Annotated in this window: 12 protein-coding genes and 1 tRNA gene; 6 read left to right on the top strand and 7 right to left on the bottom strand. The window is 44.2% G+C overall.

Annotated features, from left to right (window positions below; all coding sequences use genetic code 11):
* Positions 1 to 51 precede the first annotated feature (51 nt).
* Positions 52 to 6,837, bottom strand: coding sequence for an Ig-like domain-containing protein (locus tag ACOXXR_RS00575; protein WP_445278526.1), 6,786 nt, complete (start codon positions 6,835 to 6,837; stop codon positions 52 to 54).
* Between the two features lie 387 nt (positions 6,838 to 7,224).
* Here ACOXXR_RS00575 and ACOXXR_RS00570 point away from each other — a divergent pair, with 387 nt between their 5' ends.
* Positions 7,225 to 7,695 carry a COG2426 family protein gene (locus ACOXXR_RS00570; RefSeq protein ID WP_048716691.1) on the top strand — a complete coding sequence of 157 codons (471 nt, stop codon included), beginning with the start codon at positions 7,225 to 7,227 and terminating at the stop codon, positions 7,693 to 7,695.
* 131 nt (positions 7,696 to 7,826) lie between these two features.
* On the opposite strand, the gene tsf is transcribed toward ACOXXR_RS00570, so the two are convergent.
* Together tsf and rpsB are read right to left on the bottom strand one after the other, a co-directional pair.
* Complete coding sequence (gene tsf / locus ACOXXR_RS00565) at positions 7,827 to 8,867, bottom strand: translation elongation factor Ts (RefSeq protein WP_023024647.1); 1,041 nt, start codon at positions 8,865 to 8,867, stop codon at positions 7,827 to 7,829.
* A gap of 79 nt (positions 8,868 to 8,946) precedes the next feature.
* Positions 8,947 to 9,729 carry a 30S ribosomal protein S2 gene (gene rpsB / locus ACOXXR_RS00560; RefSeq protein ID WP_042507486.1) on the bottom strand — a complete coding sequence of 261 codons (783 nt, stop codon included), beginning with the start codon at positions 9,727 to 9,729 and terminating at the stop codon, positions 8,947 to 8,949.
* A gap of 311 nt (positions 9,730 to 10,040) precedes the next feature.
* On the opposite strand from rpsB, the gene ACOXXR_RS00555 reads away from it, so the two are divergent.
* Both ACOXXR_RS00555 and ACOXXR_RS00550 read left to right on the top strand, forming a co-directional pair.
* Positions 10,041 to 10,111: transfer RNA gene (locus tag ACOXXR_RS00555), tRNA-Cys, on the top strand.
* 116 nt (positions 10,112 to 10,227) lie between these two features.
* Positions 10,228 to 10,950, top strand: coding sequence for a hypothetical protein (locus ACOXXR_RS00550; protein ID WP_023024651.1), 723 nt, complete (start codon positions 10,228 to 10,230; stop codon positions 10,948 to 10,950).
* A gap of 368 nt (positions 10,951 to 11,318) precedes the next feature.
* Here the strand turns inward: ACOXXR_RS00550 and nusG are convergent, their stop codons facing one another.
* From nusG to rpmG, 3 genes are all read right to left on the bottom strand, one after another.
* Entirely contained in the window at positions 11,319 to 11,855 is a 537-nt protein-coding gene (gene nusG / locus ACOXXR_RS00545) for a transcription termination/antitermination protein NusG (protein ID WP_006595435.1), read from the bottom strand.
* A 185-nt stretch (positions 11,856 to 12,040) separates the two neighbouring features.
* On the bottom strand, positions 12,041 to 12,217 hold the full coding sequence (gene secE, locus ACOXXR_RS00540) for a preprotein translocase subunit SecE (RefSeq protein WP_023024653.1): 177 nt from the start codon (positions 12,215 to 12,217) through the stop codon (positions 12,041 to 12,043).
* A 9-nt stretch (positions 12,218 to 12,226) separates the two neighbouring features.
* Positions 12,227 to 12,379 carry a 50S ribosomal protein L33 gene (rpmG, locus tag ACOXXR_RS00535; protein WP_006595433.1) on the bottom strand — a complete coding sequence of 51 codons (153 nt, stop codon included), beginning with the start codon at positions 12,377 to 12,379 and terminating at the stop codon, positions 12,227 to 12,229.
* A gap of 126 nt (positions 12,380 to 12,505) precedes the next feature.
* Between rpmG and ypfJ the strand changes: the two genes are divergently transcribed.
* Both ypfJ and ACOXXR_RS00525 read left to right on the top strand, forming a co-directional pair.
* A complete protein-coding gene (ypfJ, locus tag ACOXXR_RS00530; protein ID WP_154857097.1) occupies positions 12,506 to 13,426 on the top strand; it encodes a KPN_02809 family neutral zinc metallopeptidase in 921 nt (306 codons plus the stop codon).
* Positions 13,427 to 13,514: 88 nt separating this feature from the next.
* A protein-coding gene (locus ACOXXR_RS00525) for an IS3 family transposase (RefSeq protein ID WP_270616305.1) occupies positions 13,515 to 14,866 on the top strand; the annotation gives its coding sequence in 2 pieces (ribosomal slippage) (positions 13,515 to 13,956 and positions 13,956 to 14,866; 1,353 coding nt in all).
* A gap of 608 nt (positions 14,867 to 15,474) precedes the next feature.
* Here the strand turns inward: ACOXXR_RS00525 and pbp2a are convergent.
* Positions 15,475 to 17,706 carry a penicillin-binding protein PBP2A gene (gene pbp2a / locus ACOXXR_RS00520; protein ID WP_445278525.1) on the bottom strand — a complete coding sequence of 744 codons (2,232 nt, stop codon included), beginning with the start codon at positions 17,704 to 17,706 and terminating at the stop codon, positions 15,475 to 15,477.
* Positions 17,707 to 17,889: 183 nt separating this feature from the next.
* On the opposite strand from pbp2a, the gene ACOXXR_RS00515 reads away from it, so the two are divergent.
* Positions 17,890 to 18,765: an RluA family pseudouridine synthase gene (locus ACOXXR_RS00515; RefSeq protein WP_195550359.1), complete on the top strand. Its 876-nt coding sequence runs from the start codon at positions 17,890 to 17,892 to the stop codon at positions 18,763 to 18,765.
* Positions 18,766 to 18,857 lie beyond the last annotated feature (92 nt).

Below are 18,857 nucleotides of genomic sequence, written 5' to 3'. Positions count from 1 at the left end.
GTGATCTTTTCACCGTATGTTTGCTGGTTTATCCAGCTTTTTTACTTGGCCTTATCGGCTCTTTTTTTTCTTATCATCTAGCACAGCACCAGCAAGTCCTGCTGCTAGGAGACCTGCAACGAGGCTTGCGACGCTTTCTTCTGTTCCCGTATTCGGTAAAGTCCCTTCGGAAACTGGAGCAGGCGAAACCGCTGGAGTTTGAGCTTCTTTCTCGACTTCCTTACCTGCCACTTCCGTCACTTCATGGTGCACCGCTTTAACCTCCATAGAGGACTGATGAGTTGTTGCTTGCACTGGTCTTTCTGGCACAAGAGGAACTCCCGGGTTTGGAAGTGGTTGTGGTTGTGGTTCTGGTTGTGGTTCTGGCTGCGGAGTCTCTGGCACCTCTTCTTTAGTACCCACCTCTGTAATTTCTGCCACTGGCTCTAGTTCTACAAAAGCATCGACTTCCTTACGAGATTCCACTCCATTTTCTTGTGATACTTCCACCAAGCGCAATTTACGGCCTTTTTGCCCTTCTTGAACCACACGCTTCTCACCCTTCGGCAAGCTATCATTTAGACGTTCTTCACGCGCAAAATCAAGTTCCTCTGCCTCAATGATGAGTTCTGGCTTGGTATGGACCAAATTCTTCACACCTTCTTCAGGAATAGCTGAGCCTATTGGTGCTTTCGCTAGGAGTGAGATTTGATATATTTTCTCTATCTTACCATCTTCTGATACAACCTTGACAAGGACAGGTGCATTAGAATCTTTAGCATCAACAACTGTAACGGCTGCTCCATTCTTACCTTGTGCTGAAACTATTGGACGTTCTCCCTCGTACTCTAGATGATAATCCGTCACATCCGGATTGAACCCTTCCAACTCTTTGCCATTTACTTGGATAGAGACATCCGTCGTTGCATTAGGTTCTTCAGTTGGAGCATAGGCACTCAATTCAACGATTCCAATTCCTTTTAGATTTTCATCACGGACCATTCTTAAACGCATGGCTTTGGTTCTGGTTTCATTGAAGCTGAGGTTAGAGATATAACCAGGCTCAAAGGCGTAATCCAAGCTATAAGGAATTTCTTCCCAGTTAGAGGCTTGGTTAAATGGATGTTCTGGAAGGTTTTTCAGATTGCCATAATCATCCGGAACATCAAAGTCTGGGCCAATATAGCGTTCAAGAACCGTCTTGGTTGGCAGGCCTGTTTCCTGATCTGCAAAGAAGTCGACCGCTACTTTATTGACTAAACGCTCTGTTACTTGACCATTTTTCTTGAAGATGAGACCGGCAAACACTTCTGTTTGATCTGGTTCTCTCTTCCAGTTGGTCCAACGATAATACTCGTTGTAGCCACCATCATTGATGTAATCGATATAGTCGATTTGGTTTGGATCGAGATCATTGGTTTCACTGGCAAAGGCTCTAGTATCCTCTGCATTGTAGTCACGGTTCACAGAGAGGATTTCTCCTGTCTTTTCTGACACCCGGACGGTCAGCTGAGCCGTCAGATCATAGCCAAGGACTTTTCCTTCTAGCGTGAAGCTGCCTTCATGAGAAAGCGCATCAGCTGGTACAGCTTGCCAGTCCACCGTCAGTTCTTTGCGGTCATAGCCTGTATCTCCTTTGAAGTAGACACCTACTGTAGATGGTAAAACCAAATTTTGACCGACTTTCACAAAACGGCGACCCGCTTCCACTGCTACTGGAGCAGATTGTTTCAGTTTTTCTGCATCGCTTGTGAGATGGAGGCGGTATTCTTGTAAGATGGTGCCATCTTCCGCTTTGTGGATGACACGGATTGGCTCACCTTCATGGACGCTTGGCACAACCGTTGCAAGGCCGTGATGGCTAGCTGTCGCTTCCACTTGTGGATAAGCCCGATCACGCGCATCGATGTAGTAATCGGTCACACTTGGATTAACTCCTGGTAAAACCTCACCGTTGACACGAATGGTCACCTGGCTCTTTTCTTCTGCCGCCACCTTATTGGCAAAGATCTGAATCTCTGAAATAGAGCTTCCACGCTTGCCTTCTGGTGTCTTCATGCGGATCCGAACGGCATAGGTGTCGACTTTATCAAAACTGAAATGATTCATCTTGCCAGCTGCTACCGGTTCTTCAACGGTTAGGTTGCTGACTTCTTTCCAGTTGGCTGGATTGTTAAATGGATGGTCTGTTTCATCTTTAACACGATTTGGATTGCTTGGAACAGTTGGGATTTGTTCCCCTGTATAGTACTCAATCACATATTCACTTGGAGCCCCAACGCCGTGGTCTTCATGGAAACCAACATGGAGGTTGTCCACTGCTCGCTTGGTCAAGATACCAGAATCCCCAAACAAGATACCAACAGAATCTTCCGCATTGTCACGGCCCCAGTTGGTCCAACGGTTAGCTGGAGCATCGGTAAAGGAGATGACCTTATCATTGACCTTAGCAACTGGATCCGCATCGTTAGAGTCACTTGCAAAAGCGAGTGGCAAGACTGATCCTGTCCATTGCTCTGCTACGTTGGCCCCCTTGACTGTATTTGCGGAAACACGAATATGAAGACGGGTTGGAAGATCCGTTCCTTCTACACGACCAGAGAGGACAACTTCTCCTTCTTTGGCCAAGAGTTGCGGATCGACCGCATCCCATGCCACCTTAGCAGTATAGGTCTTACCATTAGAGTGATAGGTCCGCACGCTTTCTGGAAGGGCTGGTTTTTCTCCGACTGGAGTGGTGGTGCTGACTTCTTCTACAGCGATAATGCCTTCAACCGTGACTTGAGCTTGGGCTTCTTTTTCCACACCCTCTACATGACCGGTGACTGTAAAGCTATGGTAATCCTTGACTTGATCTGCGGTCACAGCATCCCAGGTCACGCGTTTTTCTTTCGGGAATCCCTTGTCATACTCGACCAAGACGGTCTCTGGAAGAGCTGGCAACACGTTTCGATCGGTACTGATTCGTACAGGACGCACCTTGACAACCGTCTTTTCTTCTGGATTTGGCGTGATGGTAAAGCTGACTTCTCCTGTTTGTCCTTGGAAGTTGGCTTCTAAATGAACCAATCCTGCTTCCCGCAATTCTAAACCTTTATTGGTTGCGACGGCTTTTCCTTGGCTACCAGCTCTTGTCTTCACATCAATTTGATCTGCTTTGAGACTTGCCTGGCTACCATCTTGGTAATGGGCAATGACTTCAAGTGGTACCGTTTGGTCTTCCTTGAGTTCCTGTCCTTCTGGCAGACGCAATTCTAGGCGCTGGATCTGTGGACTTTCTTCTTGGAATTGGACCACATAGGTCTGTACAGCTCCCGTATCCTGAGCAGTCACATAGATTTGAGCCTTCAAACCATTTTCACGATTAGCTTGTAAGACCGTCACTTGAGCATTTTCTGCACTAGCTGTGACTTGACCTGGCTCTTGGCCATAAGCGAGGGTACGGAAAATAGTATGGTTGCCACTACCAAATTTTGGAAGAGCTACTCCATCTAGCTGAACCGTTGGTTTCTTAGCCTTGGCTACATCTCCTCCTGCAACCACTAGCGTCGCTTGGACGGCCTCCCCATTGCCTAGGAGTCCTGTCGCTTTCAAGCGTGCTCCTGGTGTGGACAACTGATATTCTTGACCAGCTTCCAAGGTCCATTGATCAACTTCATAGCTAACTGTCCGGCCATCTGTGAAGACCAATTGCACAGTCTTATCCACTGTCGCTAGATCTGCTCCCTGTGGGATTTGTTTGATAACTGGAAGGACTTGTTCCACGCCGATTACATCGACCAGAGCTTCGACCGTGCGTCCTTGAACATGACCTGTCACACGGACTTGGCCAGCACGGCTATAGTCTGCCGCATCCCATTCAACGGCTTCTTCTTGGGCCTTGCCATCGCTATAAACAACAGATACGTGACTTGGAAGTTCAGGATTTTGTCCCAAGTACACTTGAGTCCGAACCGGTTCGACTCCCAAGACAGAGCGTTCTGCTTGGTCCTTCTTACCTGTAAAGAGGCTGACTTGGTCTGATTGCAAGCGGTCTGAGTCTGCGTACAGGGTGAAGGCACCTGCTTGCTCAGTCGATTTGACAATGACAACCCCTTTGCCGTTAAAGGCCCGACGTTGCCATGAGCCATCTTCCTGCGCTTTGTAGCGTTCACGGCTGGCTTGTTCCCCATTATCGACACCGACAATTTGGCCTTGACCATGCAAATGGAAATGCACCAAATTATTGGCAGTTGGGACCACACGACCTTCTTCATCGACGATTTCATAGGTAATATAGGTCAGATCCTTGCCGTCTGCCGCAATCGCGTGTTCTTCTTTCAATAGACGAACACCGGCTGGCTTCCCAGCTGTTTCAATCTGATCGCGGGCAATCACTTCGCCTGCTTCGTTGCGCGCAATAGCTTCCACTTTACCTGGTACATAAGGGACCAACCACTCTAGATAGAGTTCATCCGGATTTGCCCCTTCTTGGTAGGTCCGGCCATCTGCTGTGGTCTTCTTGGTAAAGGTCTTGACCCCTTGTGATTCCCCATTGACAATCAATTCCACACTGTGGGCATTGGAGAAGGCACGAACAGGAATCCGACCTTCTTCATCCATGACACGATTGGCCAATTCTGGATTTTCCCAGTTCCAATGTGGCAAGAGATGGACCATTGGATGTTTCTCAGCTGACAACCATTGACTTTGGTAAAGGTAAAAATCATTCTTCGGAAGGCCGGCAGTATCGACAATACCGAAATAAGAACTTTTCACAGGTGTGTCATTTTGGTTGTGCCACGGTGTTGGCTCACCGATATAATCGGTACCAGTCCAGATAAATTGTCCTGCATAGCCGGCATGATCACGGTCAAAGGTCCAAGAGGCTGTCGCTGTCCGACCCCAACCAACCCGGTCATTGCCGTAGTCTGATTGTTCATAATGGCGGTCTTCTTGGTTGCTACCGACCCATTCTCTTTCAGGGTGGTAGTAAGAGCCCCGTGTCCGCGTTGCGGAAGAGGTTTCAGAACCATAAATGAGCCAGTTTGGATGTTTAGCGCGTAGGCTTTCATAGTTGGCCTCTGAATAGTTAAATCCAACCGCATCGAGCTCTGCGGCTACCTTTTCATGGCCTCCTGAACCATCACCAAAGCGGAATTTATCAGCTCCCATGGTGACATAGCGGGTTGCATCTACTTCCTTGATGGTCTTGACCAGACGACGAACGGTTGCGACAGACTTATCCGATCCATCTGCTTCACCGACTTCGTTACCGATTGACCACATCACAATAGAAGGATTGTTCTTGCCTCGCTCTACCATGGTCCGAAGGTCATAGTCAGACCACTTATCCCCTTTACGAGCTTCTGGATGTGTTGCATCCTTTTCAAAGAATCGACCGTAATCGTATTGTTTCTTGCCACCATACCAGGTATCAAAGGCTTCTTCTTGGACCATCAAGCCCAACTCAGCCGCAATTTGCAGAGTTTGTTCACTCGCTGGGTTGTGGGTCGTCCGGATGGCATTGACCCCCATGTCCTTCATCTGTTTGAGACGGCGGTATTCAGCCTTGTAATTTTCCTCAGCTCCGAGGGCCCCATGGTCATGGTGAAGGGAAACACCATGGAATTTCGTAGCCGCTCCGTTAAGGAAGAAGCCACCTTCTGGTGTCCAGTTGAGATAGCGATAACCAAAGCGTTCCTTTTGCACATCGACCAATTGCGAATCCCGATAAACCCGTGTATACAGAGTATAAAGGGCTGGGTTATTGGTTTTGACATCCCAGAGGGTTGGTTTTTCAACATGAAGGGTATGAGACAGGTTGATCTCTTGACCAGCCAAAACGGATTGCACTTCACTGCGTACCTTTTCACTGACCACTTGACCATTTTGATCGACGATTTCGTATTCCGCATAAATACTGTGGGCTTGATCATCTTGGTTGACAATACGACTCTTCACAAGGGTATCGACTGCCCCATTTTGTTGTTCTTCTAATTTTGGACTAGTGATGGTGGTTCCATACTTAGCCACATGGACCTTGTCCGTCACACTGAGTTTGACATCACGATAAATCCCACTTCCAGAATACCAACGACTACTTGGTTGTTGGTTGACCACATGAACCGCGATGGTGTTTTCACTTCCATCCGCATTCAAATAAGGGGTAATATCATAAGAAAAGGCATTGTAGCCATTTGGATAATGACCCACGAATTGTCCGTTTACATAGACTTTTGAATCCATATAAACCCCGCCAAATTCCAAGCGAACTTTCTTATCTAGATCTTTATCATCCAAACGGAAGGTCTTGCGATACCAAGCATCCCCACCGTTTAATTGTCCCCCTTCATTTTGAGCCGGAGAATTGTGATCGAAGTCAAAGAAGATTGACCAATCGTGTGGCAAATCTAATTTTTTCCAGTTTTTGATATCCACCTGGCGACCTTCTGCACCAGGAGCTGCGTTTAACTTGAAATACCAGTCCTTGTTAAAGTCTCGTTCGCGATCTTGCACCATTTCCTCCGCTACTTGTTTTTGATCCTTCGTAGCCTCTTCAGTAGCCCCAGCAGAACGTTCACTTGTTTGAGGTTCCCCCTGTGGCTTTTCGATTTCGCTCTCATTTTTTTCAGGAGTAATCACAGCAGGCGTCTCTAAGGTTGTTGATGCTTTATCACTTGTCCCAACTTCTCCATTCGTCACCTCTGACGCTTCCCTTGTGGCTGTCATCTCCTCTTCTGTTACAGCTCTTCCTTCTTCTTCAGCTAAGACAGATGGAGCTCCAAAAAAAGATACACCGATTAATACAGAACAAGCTCCAACCGCGAGCTTGCGAATACTAAATACACTGCGCTTTTCAAAAAAAGACTTTCCCATATTTAACCTCCTCTTGGGATTTTTAACAATGTAAGCGCTTTCTAAAATGCGTTTGCAAAAAAAGAAACTCTACATTTTAACTATACCAAAAGTTGAGGCTTAAACAAGAGAGCTAGCTAAGAATATATAGTTTGTACTGAAAGAACTATACTTTGTCGAACTGATTTTTATTAGCAAAAATAGCCTTGTCTAGAGAATTAATCTATAATAACATTTCTTTCATATACGAGAACTTGAGAAAGAAATCGTGAGGATGATCCCAATTTAATATAAAGGATTCGAGCTCCCTCTATTCACATGCCTTCAAAAGGAATTCTCCTGTTTGAAACAGTTGTCATTCCAGCGGAGATAAGGTAGAATGAAAAGGATGAATTGAAAGGATGACACATGAACTACATTATTACTTTTTTGATCTCCATGATTCCTCTGGTAGAACTTCGTGGAGCTGTTCCCTACGCCATCTCTAGCGGAATTCCTCTTTGGCAAGCCCTCCTGATTGGGGTCGTTGGCAACATGCTTCCTGTCCCTATTATTTTCTTTTTCGCTCGCCATATCCTGGAGTGGGGTAAAGAAAAGCCTGTTATAGGGAATTTCTTTACCTGGTGTCTCAACAAGGGACATCGTGGAGGACAAAAACTAGAAGAAGCTGCAGGGGATAAGGGAATCTTTTGGGCCCTACTCCTATTCGTCGGTATTCCCTTACCAGGAACTGGAGCCTGGACTGGAACCCTCGCCGCCTCTATTCTAGACTGGGACTTCAAACGGAGCGTCCTTGCTGTTATGCTGGGAGTTGTCCTAGCAGGTCTCATCATGGGATTTCTCTCGCTCCTCTTTGGACTGGATACCTTTGCGCATTAATCACTAAAAGGACTGAAACATCTGTTTCAGTCCTCTTAGTATGTAGACAACCTATTTTTTACATAAAATAGCTAGATCACTTTATCTTACAAAAAAAAGAGGTTTCCATCGAAACCTCTTATTTTTTATTCTTAGTTGTTAAGAGCTGCTGCCATTGTAGCTGCAACTTCTGCTTCAAAGTCATTTGAAGCTTTTTCAATACCTTCACCAACTTCAAAGCGAACGAATTCAACAACTGAAGCATTTACTGATTCAAGGTAAGCTTCCACTGTCTTGCTGTCATCCATGATGTAAACTTGAGCAAGAAGAGTGTAGGCTTGGTCAACTTTCGTGTTGTCCAAGAAGAAGCGGTCCATTTTACCTGGTATGATTTTATCCCAGATTTTTTCTGGTTTACCTTCAGCTGCCAATTCAGCTTTGATATCTTCTTCAGCTTGAGCAACCACTTCGTCAGTCAATTGAGCTTTAGAACCATACTTCAAGTGTGGAAGAGCTGGTTTACCAACCATTGCACGGCTTTCGTTATCTTGGTCGATCACGTGGTTCAATTGTGCCAACTCATCTTTCACGAATTGCTCATCCAATTCTTTGTATGAAAGAACAGTTGGTTTCATTGCAGCGATGTGCATTGAAATTTGTTTAGCAAGTGCTTCGTCTCCACCTTCGATCACAGAGATAACACCGATACGTCCACCGTTGTGTTGGTATGCACCGAAGTGTTGTGCGTCTGTTTTTTCAAGCAAAGCAAAACGACGGAATGAGATTTTTTCTCCGATTGTAGCAGTTGCAGATACGTATGCTGCTTCAAGAGTTTCACCTGAAGGCATTGTCAAAGCAAGAGCTTCTTCGTTGTTAGCTGGTTTACCTTCAGCGATTACTTTCGCAGTTGCGTTTACCAATTCAACGAATTGAGCGTTTTTCGCAACGAAGTCAGTTTCAGCATTTACTTCAACTACTGCTGCAACGTTACCGTTCACATAAACACCAGTCAAACCTTCAGCGGCAACACGGTCAGCTTTTTTAGCTGCTTTAGCCATACCTTTTTCGCGAAGCAATTCGATCGCTTTTTCGATATCACCTTCAACTTCAACCAATGCTTTTTTAGCGTCCATGACACCAGCACCAGATTTTTCACGCAACTCTTTAACAAGTTTAGCTGTAATTTCTGCCATTTTGTTTCTCCTATATTTTTTTAAAAATAGGAGAGCCGGGCTAAGCCCCGCCCTCCTAGGTAATTACTATTTATACGAATTAAGCGTTGTCGCCTTCAACAACTTCAACGATTTCTTCGATTGAATCTGCTTGAGTTTCAGTTGCTGCCAATTCAGCTTCAACTGATGCAACTGCATCTTCACCTTGACGTCCTTCGATAACAGCATCAGCCATTTTCGCAGTGATCAATTTAACAGCGCGGATAGCATCATCGTTAGCTGGGATGATTACATCGATATCGTCTGGGTCAGTGTTTGTGTCGACCATCGCTACAACTGGGATACCCAATTTCTTAGCTTCTTTAACAGCGATTTGCTCTTTGTGTGGGTCAACAACGTACATTACGTCTGGGATACGAGGCATATCTTCGATACCACCCAAGAATTTTTCAAGACGAGCGCGTTGTTTGTTAAGAAGTGCCACTTCTTTCTTAGGAAGAACATCGAAGATTCCTTCTTCTTCCATGCGTTTGATTTCTTTCAAACGAGCGATACGTTTTTGGATTGTTCCCCAGTTAGTAAGGGTACCACCCAACCAACGGTGGTTGATGTAGTATTGACCTGAACGAACAGCTTCTTCAGCAACAGCTTCAGCAGCTTGTTTCTTAGTACCAACAAACAATACAACTGCGTCGTTTGCAGCAGCATCACGCATGAAGTCATATGCTTGGTCAGCGTATTTTACAGTTTGTTGCAAGTCGATAACGTGGATTCCGTTACGCTCAGTGAAGATGTACTTAGCCATCTTAGGGTTCCAGCGACGAGTTTGGTGACCGAAGTGTACACCAGCCTCAAGAAGTTGTTTCATTGAAATTACTGCCATGAGTAAATTCTCCTTTTTGTTTTTTTCTCCTCTCCCAGACGTCAGCTTGCAACACGACCACAAGGGCAACGGTGCCACAATGGTTCCGGGATGAGTATTTATTGCTTTACGCAACTTTATAAGTATAGCAGATTTAGAAGCTTTTTGCAAGTCATTTGAGAGAAATTCCTAGACTTTCCTGCTTTTCTTCAGAGTCTCCCTCCTTCCTTTATTTTTTCTGCAAAATTCTCATTCTTTCCCTTTCATAGACCTTTTGTCTGAAATTTTTTCTTGACCTTATCTGATTTTTAAGATAAAATAGAATATGTTGTGGCGGTATAGCCAAGTGGTAAGGCACGGCTCTGCAAAAGCTTGATCGTCGGTTCAAATCCGTCTACCGCCTTCACAAACAAATATCTATGAGCCCAGCAATGGGCTTTTTTGATACATCAGCTTGATTGAATCTCACTTTCACCCCTTCGTAAGTGATCGTGTTTTCCAATCATGAAAGGAAAAGATATGATGAAAAAAGTGACCTTATATGCTCTCAGCATCCTCTCTTTGGCCATGCTCGCTGCTTGCCAACCAGCACAAGAAGAGACTCATCAAAGAAAACCTCTTGTTAGCAGCTCTAAAAAAACCTCTAAAAGCTCTAAGAGTTCTAGAAGTTCATACTCTAAAAAGTCATCCAGCAAAAAGGATTTTTCATCAGGCTTCGACGATGATCATTCTCATAGTTCTTCAGACTCTAACACGCGCGAGGATCCTAACTATACAATGAGCTTGATGGACCAAGGAGAATCACTAGAAGCTATCGGGGATATCCCTGAAATGCCAAAATGGGCTGCCTTCAAAGAAATCAAAGTGGAAATCCTTGTTGGAAATGAAGCCCTTGCTCCTACTTCAAAAGAAGAAGCCATCAGCAAGTTAGGTCCTACTGATTCCACTTCTGGCAATGGTGCTTACTGGCATGGAGATGGCAGTGCTATCTTGATTGATTTTAATGAAAAAGGTCAAGCCACTAACAAAATTGCAACCTTGCCTAACTCTAAAAAGGTTACGAATCTCAAGGATATTCAACCTGGAATGACAGCTAAAGAAGTCATTGAAAAACACGGCCGTCCAGAAACTGTTTTCGTCTTTGGCTACGCGACGATTTTTACTTGGAAAGGTGAAGACGGAAAGGACTACTCTGTCGGTTTTGACAAAGAAACAGTCTTCCAAGTCTCTGAACCTGCATAAAAATCCCTTTTTCGGGATTCTTTTCTAATCCTATTCAAGCGCTCAGCTGATTTTCTCACCGATGGGATAGAAGTCCTTTTCATAACACACAAACCCTCCAAGACCAACGTCTTGGAGGGTTTCTTTGAATAAGAGGCTGGGACAAAAGTCCTAGCCTCTCAATTGCCTTTGAATTGTCGAGCAAGACGCAGTGGTTGCTTGGTATCTTTGTTCGCTTTTAAGCTCCAAATATGACCTAATGAGGGAAACAAAGTTTCCTTTATCTGCAACCTTCAACAGTCTCCCAGACTGTTGAAGCTGTGCGGAGGTGGGACGACGAAATCGAATTCTAACGAAGGACCGATTTCTGTCCCACTCTCTTTCATTCCTTACAATTCTGCAATTTGATTGAGGTTGACTTCTGCCACAGTGTCATTTCCAAACATGGTGATAATCATTTTCACCTTGTTGTTATCGATTTCTGTGATCTTACCAGTGTAATCTGCAAAAGCTCCATCGATGATGCGTACAGTATCTCCTACCTTCACATCAATGTTGAAATCTTGAACGGTTTGTCCCATCGAAATCAAGATGTTACGGATTTCGTCTTCCAAAAGTGGAGTTGGTTTTGAACGGTTCCCGTGTGATCCAACAAATCCAGTTACGTTTGGTGTATTCCGAACGACAAACCAAGCTTCATCCGTCATGACCATTTCTACCAAGACATAACCAGGGAAGCGATTTTCTTCGATTTCTTTTGTCTTCCCGTTTTTCTCGATTTGCACAGTTTGAGTAGGGATTTCTACACGCAAGATGTTTTCCAACATGTTATAGGTTTGTGCGCGTTGAAGAAGGTTTTCCTTCACTTTGTTTTCATATCCTGAGTAGGTCTGTAGGACAAACCAGCCTTTGTCAAAACTATCCATTTTTATTTCCTTTCTTATCTACCAGAAGGGGTTCGTTTCATCACGATACTAAAAAAAGCCTTCTGGCTCTTGTTTTCCTAGCTCCATTATAACATAAAACCGGAGAAAGCAAAGAAGTTTCTCTTGTTTTTCTTCAGCAAGACAAGAAAAAAAGCATCCACAGGGGACGCAGATTTGTTCTTTTTTTAGAACATATCGATGATCTTCAAAATACCTTTAGCCACTACTTGGTCAAACAAATAAATCAAAGCTACAAAGAAAGCGGTGTACTCAATTACTGAGATAAAATTTTTCCATCTTTCCTTGCGATTTGGCCAAGTCGTGTTTTTCAGCAAGACAAAAATATCTTTAAAAAATTTCACAACATTCTCCTATCTGGTTTCTTTATGAATTGTATATTTGCTACAATGTTTACAAAATTTGTTAACTTCTAGACGTTTTGGTTTTGGCGTCGCACTCAACTTGATTGAGTAGTTGCGTGACCCACAAACCGTACACGCTAGACTTGCTTTTTTTAATGCCATAACGCCTCCATTCACACCATTATAGCAAGTTTTCTACTATTTGACAAGTTCTTCTGCTCTCTGGAAGCGCATTTTGTTTGGCTTTTCTCTACGATTTGGTACAATATAGGAGATAAAGGAGAAATTATGAAAAGCGATCATCTGAAAGAAAGTAAAAACATTGAAGACCGTCGCGGGCAAAGTGGCGGAAGCTACTCATCTGGCCGCTCTGGTGGGAATTTAGGGGGTGGTATTTTACAAATCCTCCTCTCACCTGGAAGCTTCAAGAGCAAACTAATCTTGATCCTGGTCCTCATCTTTTTGAGTGGCGGGGCTGGATTGAGCGGGCTCTTTGACCAGGGCCAAACCACGCAGAACTATAACTCAGGCCAAGTCACTCGCCAAAGCAATACCCAGGTGAGTGATGGAGATAGCAAATTCGTCAGTCAAGTCCTTGGAACGACTGAGGATTTCTGGGGGCAAACCTTCCAAAATGAAGGGCGGACCTATCACAAACCAACCTTGGTTTTCTATACAGGTCAAACTCGAACTGGCTGTGGTGTAGGCCAAGCATCTGCCGGTCCCTTCTACTGTCCGACAGACCAAAAGATCTATTTGGATATCAGCTTCTACAAAGAGCTAACCACCAAATACAAGGCTAGCGGAGATTTTGCCATGGCTTATGTCATCGCTCACGAAGTCGGCCACCACATCCAAAACGAATTGGGGACTCTTCAGAGTTATCAGAAAGCCATCCGAGGAAAAAGTGAGACAGAAAAAAATGCCTTAAATGTCCGTTTAGAACTTCAAGCTGACTATTATGCGGGTATGTGGGCTCGTTACATTGAAGAGCAAGGCCTCATGGAGACGGGAGATATCGAAGAAGCGCTCAATGCTGCCCACGCCGTGGGAGATGACACCCTTCAAGAACAAGCCTATGGCTACTCCGTTCCTGATAGCTTCACCCACGGGACTTCTGAACAACGTATGCGCTGGTTCAAACGTGGTTACCAATACGGTGACTTTGAACACGGAGATACCTTCAGCGTCTCCGACGAAGACTTGTAATGAAACTAAAAACAAAAGCCTTTCAGATCATCTGAACTGCACCCCAAAAGTTAGACAGAAAAAATCTAACTTTTGGGGTGTTTTTATTATGAAATTGACTTATAAAGATAAAGTTCAGATCTATGAACTTAGAAAACAAGGATATAGCTTAGAGCAGCTTTCAAATAAATTTGGGATAAACAATTCTAATCTTAGGTACATGATTAAATTGATTGATTGTTACGGAATAGAGTTCGTCAAAAAAGGAAAAAATCGTTACTACTCTCCTGAATTAAAACAAGAAATGATTGATAAAGTTCTACATGAAAACTGGTCTCAAGATAGAGTTTCTCTCGAATATGCTCTCCCAAATCGTGGTATGCTTCCAAATTGGATGGCACAATACAAGAAAAACGGGTATACTATTGTTGAAAAAACAAGAGGGAGAGTACCTAAAATGGGACGTAAACGTAAGAAAACTTGGGAAGAAATGACAGAACTAGAGCGACTCAAAGAAGAGAATGAACGCTTACGTACCGAGGTGGCTTACTTAAAAAAGTTAAAAGAGCTAGAAGACAGGGACGAAGCCTTACAACGAGAAAGGCAGAGACAATTAGAGAAATGGCTTCAGGAGGATTTCGACTAGATTTACTTCTTGAAGCGGCTCGTTTACCTCGCTCAACTTACTACTATCAGTTGAAGCAACTGGATAAGCTTGACAAAGATAAAGATCTTAAAGCTGAAATTCAATCTATTTTTACTGAGCACAGAGGAAATTATGGCTATCGCCGAATGACTCTTGAATTGAGAAATCGTGGTTATATGGTCAATCACAAAAGAGTCCAACGCCTGATGAAGGTCCTTGGTTTAAGTGCTCGAATTCGTCGTAAACGGAAGTATTCTTCTTACCAAGGAGAGATTGGTAAGAAAGCAGATAATCTTATTCAACGCCAATTTGAAGCAACCAAACCAATGGAAAAGTGTTATACAGATGTGACAGAATTTGCCATTCCAGCAAGCAGTCAAAAACTCTATTTATCACCAGTTTTAGATGGCTTTAATAGCGAAATTATCGCCTATAATCTTTCAACTTCACCAAACTTAGAACAAGTGGAAGCTATGTTAAACCAGGCCTTCAGTGAGGATCATTACACAAATACTATTCTCCATAGTGATCAAGGATGGCAGTATCAACATCAGTATTATCATCATTTTTTAGAGGGTAAAGGAATCCAACCGTCCATGTCACGTAAAGGAAACAGTCCAGATAATGGCATGATGGAATCCTTCTTTGGCATTCTTAAGTCTGAGATGTTTTATGGTTATGAGAAGACCTTTCACTCACTTGAGCAATTGGAGCAAGCTATTGTAGACTATATTGATTATTACAACAACAAACGAATTAAGATAAAACTAAAAGGACTCAGTCCTGTGCAATACAGAACTAAATCCTTTGGATAAATTAATTGTCTAACTTTTTGGGGTCAGTACACATCATCTGAAGGCTTTTTTAGCATCCTATCTACAGTGATCTAAGCAACAAAAATTATTGAAAAAATTCTTTGCATTCAACATCTTCTCAGAAACTTTCCTTAGGTGAGTACGGATGTCAGCGAACTTCGAAGAAGTTCCATGACTTATTAAGATACAAAGGGCGTCTGCGGATAAAGTCAAAATAGGGAGCAGGACAGAAGCACTGTTGTATGGGATTGCTTCGTTGTCCTGCCCCCACAAGGCTAATTAGGATTCTTCCGAGCTGAAAGGTGAGAGAAGAATTCAATCAGCTACTGTGTCTTGGATTTAGTACTAATGTATTTGCACCTTTGACACAATCCGCAGCCCGTGTTCAATTAGTTTTGAATCTAAGGCTTCAAAACTCCCGAGTGCTTGAAACGTAATGTTTCAAGCACTTTTCTCACGGCGGAAAGTTTCGAGATAAAGTTGAATAATTTCATAAAATAGAAATTAACTTTTTTATTGAAGGATCTCCACGTTATTTTATGTAAATATAGTTTGTCTACAATCTAAAAGATGGAAAGAAACCTTCCCATCTTTTAAGCATCTATTTTTTAGAATCCAAACCAACCTTTGAAAGTATCCCAGGCATTTTGTGCTTTTCCAGGAATATCTGCTTCATCAATGGCTTTCTTGGCATCGTCTACGATACCTGCAGCGCGTTCTTTGACTGTATCAAAGAAGCCCTTGTCCTCTTCTGGACTCTCAGTTTCTGTTTCTTGACCGACAGGGGCAATGCCATTTTCCTGGTAAGAATTTTCCTCATTGTCAAAGCTAGTTCCTTCTGTATAAGGAAGGACGCTATTGGCTACATTTCGGAAGATCACTGAGGCTGTCTCTGCACTGGTCCCTGTCAAATAGTGGGTTTCATCCGTCTTAGGGAAACCTAGCCACTGACTAATGACCACATCTGGCGTGTAGCCGATGACCCACTGGTCTCCGGAAAGATCGGGGTTGAAGTCCGTTTCAGTCGTTCCTGTTTTACCAGCCATGGTATAACCATACGGTGCTGCGTTGACACCCGTTCCGTTGGTAAAGGTTCCCAACATCATATTGGTCATCTTCTTATTGGCTGAGCTGCTGAGCACTCGTTTCGATTTTTGACTGTGACTTTTCACCACCTGACCGCTAGCATTTTCAATCTTGGTAATGAGATGGGCATCGTTCATCACTCCGTCATTGGCAAAGGTTCCATAAGCCTGAGCCATTTGAAGAGGGTTGGTCGTCACACCAGATCCCAGGGCTACTCCGAGAGATTTGTCCACATTGTCCATGTTGAGACCAAATTTTTTCCCATAATCAAAGACAGTATTGAGCCCCAACTCATTGGCTGTCGCTACAGCTGGCAGGTTGAGAGATTCTGCCAAGGCTTGGTACATGGGAACGGTCGGACTACCTTGAATGCCGCCGTAGTTATCGACTGTATAACTGCCGTAGACCTTAGTCGTATTGTCCAATTCTTTGTTGGTTGACCAGCCGTTGGCTACAGCTGGACTATACACGACGAGTGGTTTAATGGTAGAACCAGGACTTCTCGCAGATTGAGTCGCATAGTTATAGCTTCGGAAGCCAGCATCTTGGTCACTGGCCACGCGCCCGACAATTGCCCGCACTCCTCCAGTCTTAGGATCCAGAGCTACACTACCAGATTCTGCCCGCGTGCCATCTTCAGCAACAGGGAAGAGATCCACATTGTCGTAGATGACCTGCATGCTGGCTTGGTAATTCTGGTCCATCTCTGTATAGATCCGGTACCCATTCTTGATGATATCTTCTTCTGTTAGACCATATTCGTTGACAGCCTCGTTGATAACCGCATCGAAATAGGACGGGTAGCGATAATCTTCTGACTTGCCTTCATAGGCATCCACCAGTTGACCATGAATATCAACTGCAGCGGATTGATCTGCTGTCGCTTGATCGATATAGCCAGCTGCGACCATATTTTGTAGGACCGTATTGCGACGATTGGTTGCATTCTCGACCGAATAAAGGGGATTATAAATTTCTGGCCCCTTGAGCATACCAGCAAGGACAGCCGACTGATCCAGAGTCAACTCACTAGCGGATACACCGAAATACTTCTTAGAAGCATCTTCAATCCCCCAAACCCCATTGCCAAAATAGGCATTGTTGAGGTACATGGTCAGGATTTCTTTCTTACTATACTTTTTGTTAATCTCGAGGGCCAGGAAGAACTCCTTGGCCTTCCGCTCAACCGTCTGATCCTGAGAAAGATAGGCATTTTTAGCCAACTGTTGGGTGATTGTCGATCCCCCACCTGAGCGACCGGCAGTCAATATCGCCAGGAAGAAACGCCCATAGTTAATCCCACTATTTTTGTAGAAACTCCGGTCTTCTGTCGCAACAACTGCATTTTGCAAGTTTTCACTAATGGCATCTAACTCAACGTAAGTCCCTTTTTGCCCCGTTAGGCTACCTGCTTGGTTCCCATCTTTATCATAGATGATTGTGGTTGCCTTGAGGGCATTTTGCAGATCTGCTACATTGGTCGTCTTGGCTATGTAGAAAAGATAACCTCCGACGACGAGACTAAAGGTCAGGCCAATCAGTAAGAAGATCTTGGTCAAGTGATACTTGCGCCAAAAGCGTCTGATCGGATGTTGGGAGTGAGATTTTCTCCGTGACTTGTCCGAGCGGCTATAGGTTGGAGCTTGCTCCTCCCCGTCTGTTGATAACTCAACCTCTTCCGCAATTTTCGTTGGTTTTTTTTCTCGTTGGAAATGACGAATCATTCCCTCCAATAATTCTTTTAATTTGTTCATAGTCCCTATTTTATCACCTTCCTAACGTCTAGACAAGAAAGACCTTCGCAAGAAAGGATGCTTTTAGCTTTCTTTAAGGTTGCCATCTAGTCCACTCTAGAGCGGGTTTCAGCGTCTTGTTCCTCCCTCCCTCTTCCTCCTTCTCGCCTTTTCTTTCCACCCGCTTTCTGATACAATAACACTATGCATTATACTATAACGATACCAAACGCCTTGCCCGCCATGACGGTCAAAGAGGCCCTAGAAGATTACTTTCTCATCCCACGGAAGATTCGTCATTTTTTGCGAACTAAAAAACATGTTCAAGTCAATGGGGAGATCATCCACTGGCAATCCATGCTTGAGGCTGGAGACCAACTAACCCTCACCTTTGATCCGGAAGATTATGAAGAAAAGGAGATCCTAGCAGGAGATGCTAGCCTGGTCCAAGCCCTCTATGAAGATGAGCACCTCATCATCGTGAACAAACCGGAAGGCATGAAAACGCACGCCAATCAACCAGATGAAATCGCCCTTCTCAACCACGTCTCCACTTATGTCGGGAAGACCTGTTATGTGGTTCATCGCTTGGACAAGGAAACCAGTGGGGCTCTTGTCTTTGCCAAGAATCCCTTTGTTTTACCCGTCCTGAATCGGCTGTTGGAAGACAAGAAAATCCAACGAGACTATTGGGCCTTAATCCTAGGCAGCTTACCAAAGAAGCAACTGGTTTATAAGGACAAATTGGGCCGGGATCGCCACGATCGACGCAAACGCATTGTTGATCCTCGAAAGGGCCTCTATGCAGAGACCCATGTGACCAGCTTAAAGACTTTCAAACGCACCAGCTTGGTCAACTGCCAGCTCCAGACAGGCCGTACCCACCAGATCCGCGTCCACCTCTCTCACCATGGCCATCCAATCGTGGGAGATCCTCTCTACAACCCAGAAAGAGCTCCTCGCCTCATGCTCCACGCCCATCGCTTGCGCCTCACCCATCCCTTTACCTTAGAAAAAATTCAAGTCGAAGCCTTCTCACCAAGTTTTGAAAAAGGATTAAAAGAGCAGACTTCTCCATAGAGACAAATTCCTGATGTTTCTAATCTAGTGGACTAGAAGAAGCTTTCCGTTTGAAGATAAAGTCATTTTAGAAAATCATCTAGCTGTTTTAT

This window comes from Streptococcus sp. KHUD_013 (assembly GCF_052588545.1).
Note: the sequence above shows the minus strand (reverse complement) of the source record. Positions and strands in the feature narration are given on the sequence as shown.

Coding starts and splice junctions, on each gene's coding strand:
- rpmG (WP_006595433.1), bottom strand. CDS start 12,379: ATGGCATTAAAAAAAGCAAGTCTAGCGTGTACGGTTTGTGGGTCACGC.
- ACOXXR_RS00550 (WP_023024651.1), top strand. CDS start 10,228: ATGATGAAAAAAGTGACCTTATATGCTCTCAGCATCCTCTCTTTGGCC.
- rpsB (WP_042507486.1), bottom strand. CDS start 9,729: ATGGCAGTAATTTCAATGAAACAACTTCTTGAGGCTGGTGTACACTTC.
- ACOXXR_RS00570 (WP_048716691.1), top strand. CDS start 7,225: ATGAACTACATTATTACTTTTTTGATCTCCATGATTCCTCTGGTAGAA.
- ACOXXR_RS00515 (WP_195550359.1), top strand. CDS start 17,890: ATGCATTATACTATAACGATACCAAACGCCTTGCCCGCCATGACGGTC.
- tsf (WP_023024647.1), bottom strand. CDS start 8,867: ATGGCAGAAATTACAGCTAAACTTGTTAAAGAGTTGCGTGAAAAATCT.
- ACOXXR_RS00575 (WP_445278526.1), bottom strand. CDS start 6,837: ATGGGAAAGTCTTTTTTTGAAAAGCGCAGTGTATTTAGTATTCGCAAG.
- ypfJ (WP_154857097.1), top strand. CDS start 12,506: ATGAAAAGCGATCATCTGAAAGAAAGTAAAAACATTGAAGACCGTCGC.
- nusG (WP_006595435.1), bottom strand. CDS start 11,855: ATGGATAGTTTTGACAAAGGCTGGTTTGTCCTACAGACCTACTCAGGA.
- pbp2a (WP_445278525.1), bottom strand. CDS start 17,706: ATGAACAAATTAAAAGAATTATTGGAGGGAATGATTCGTCATTTCCAA.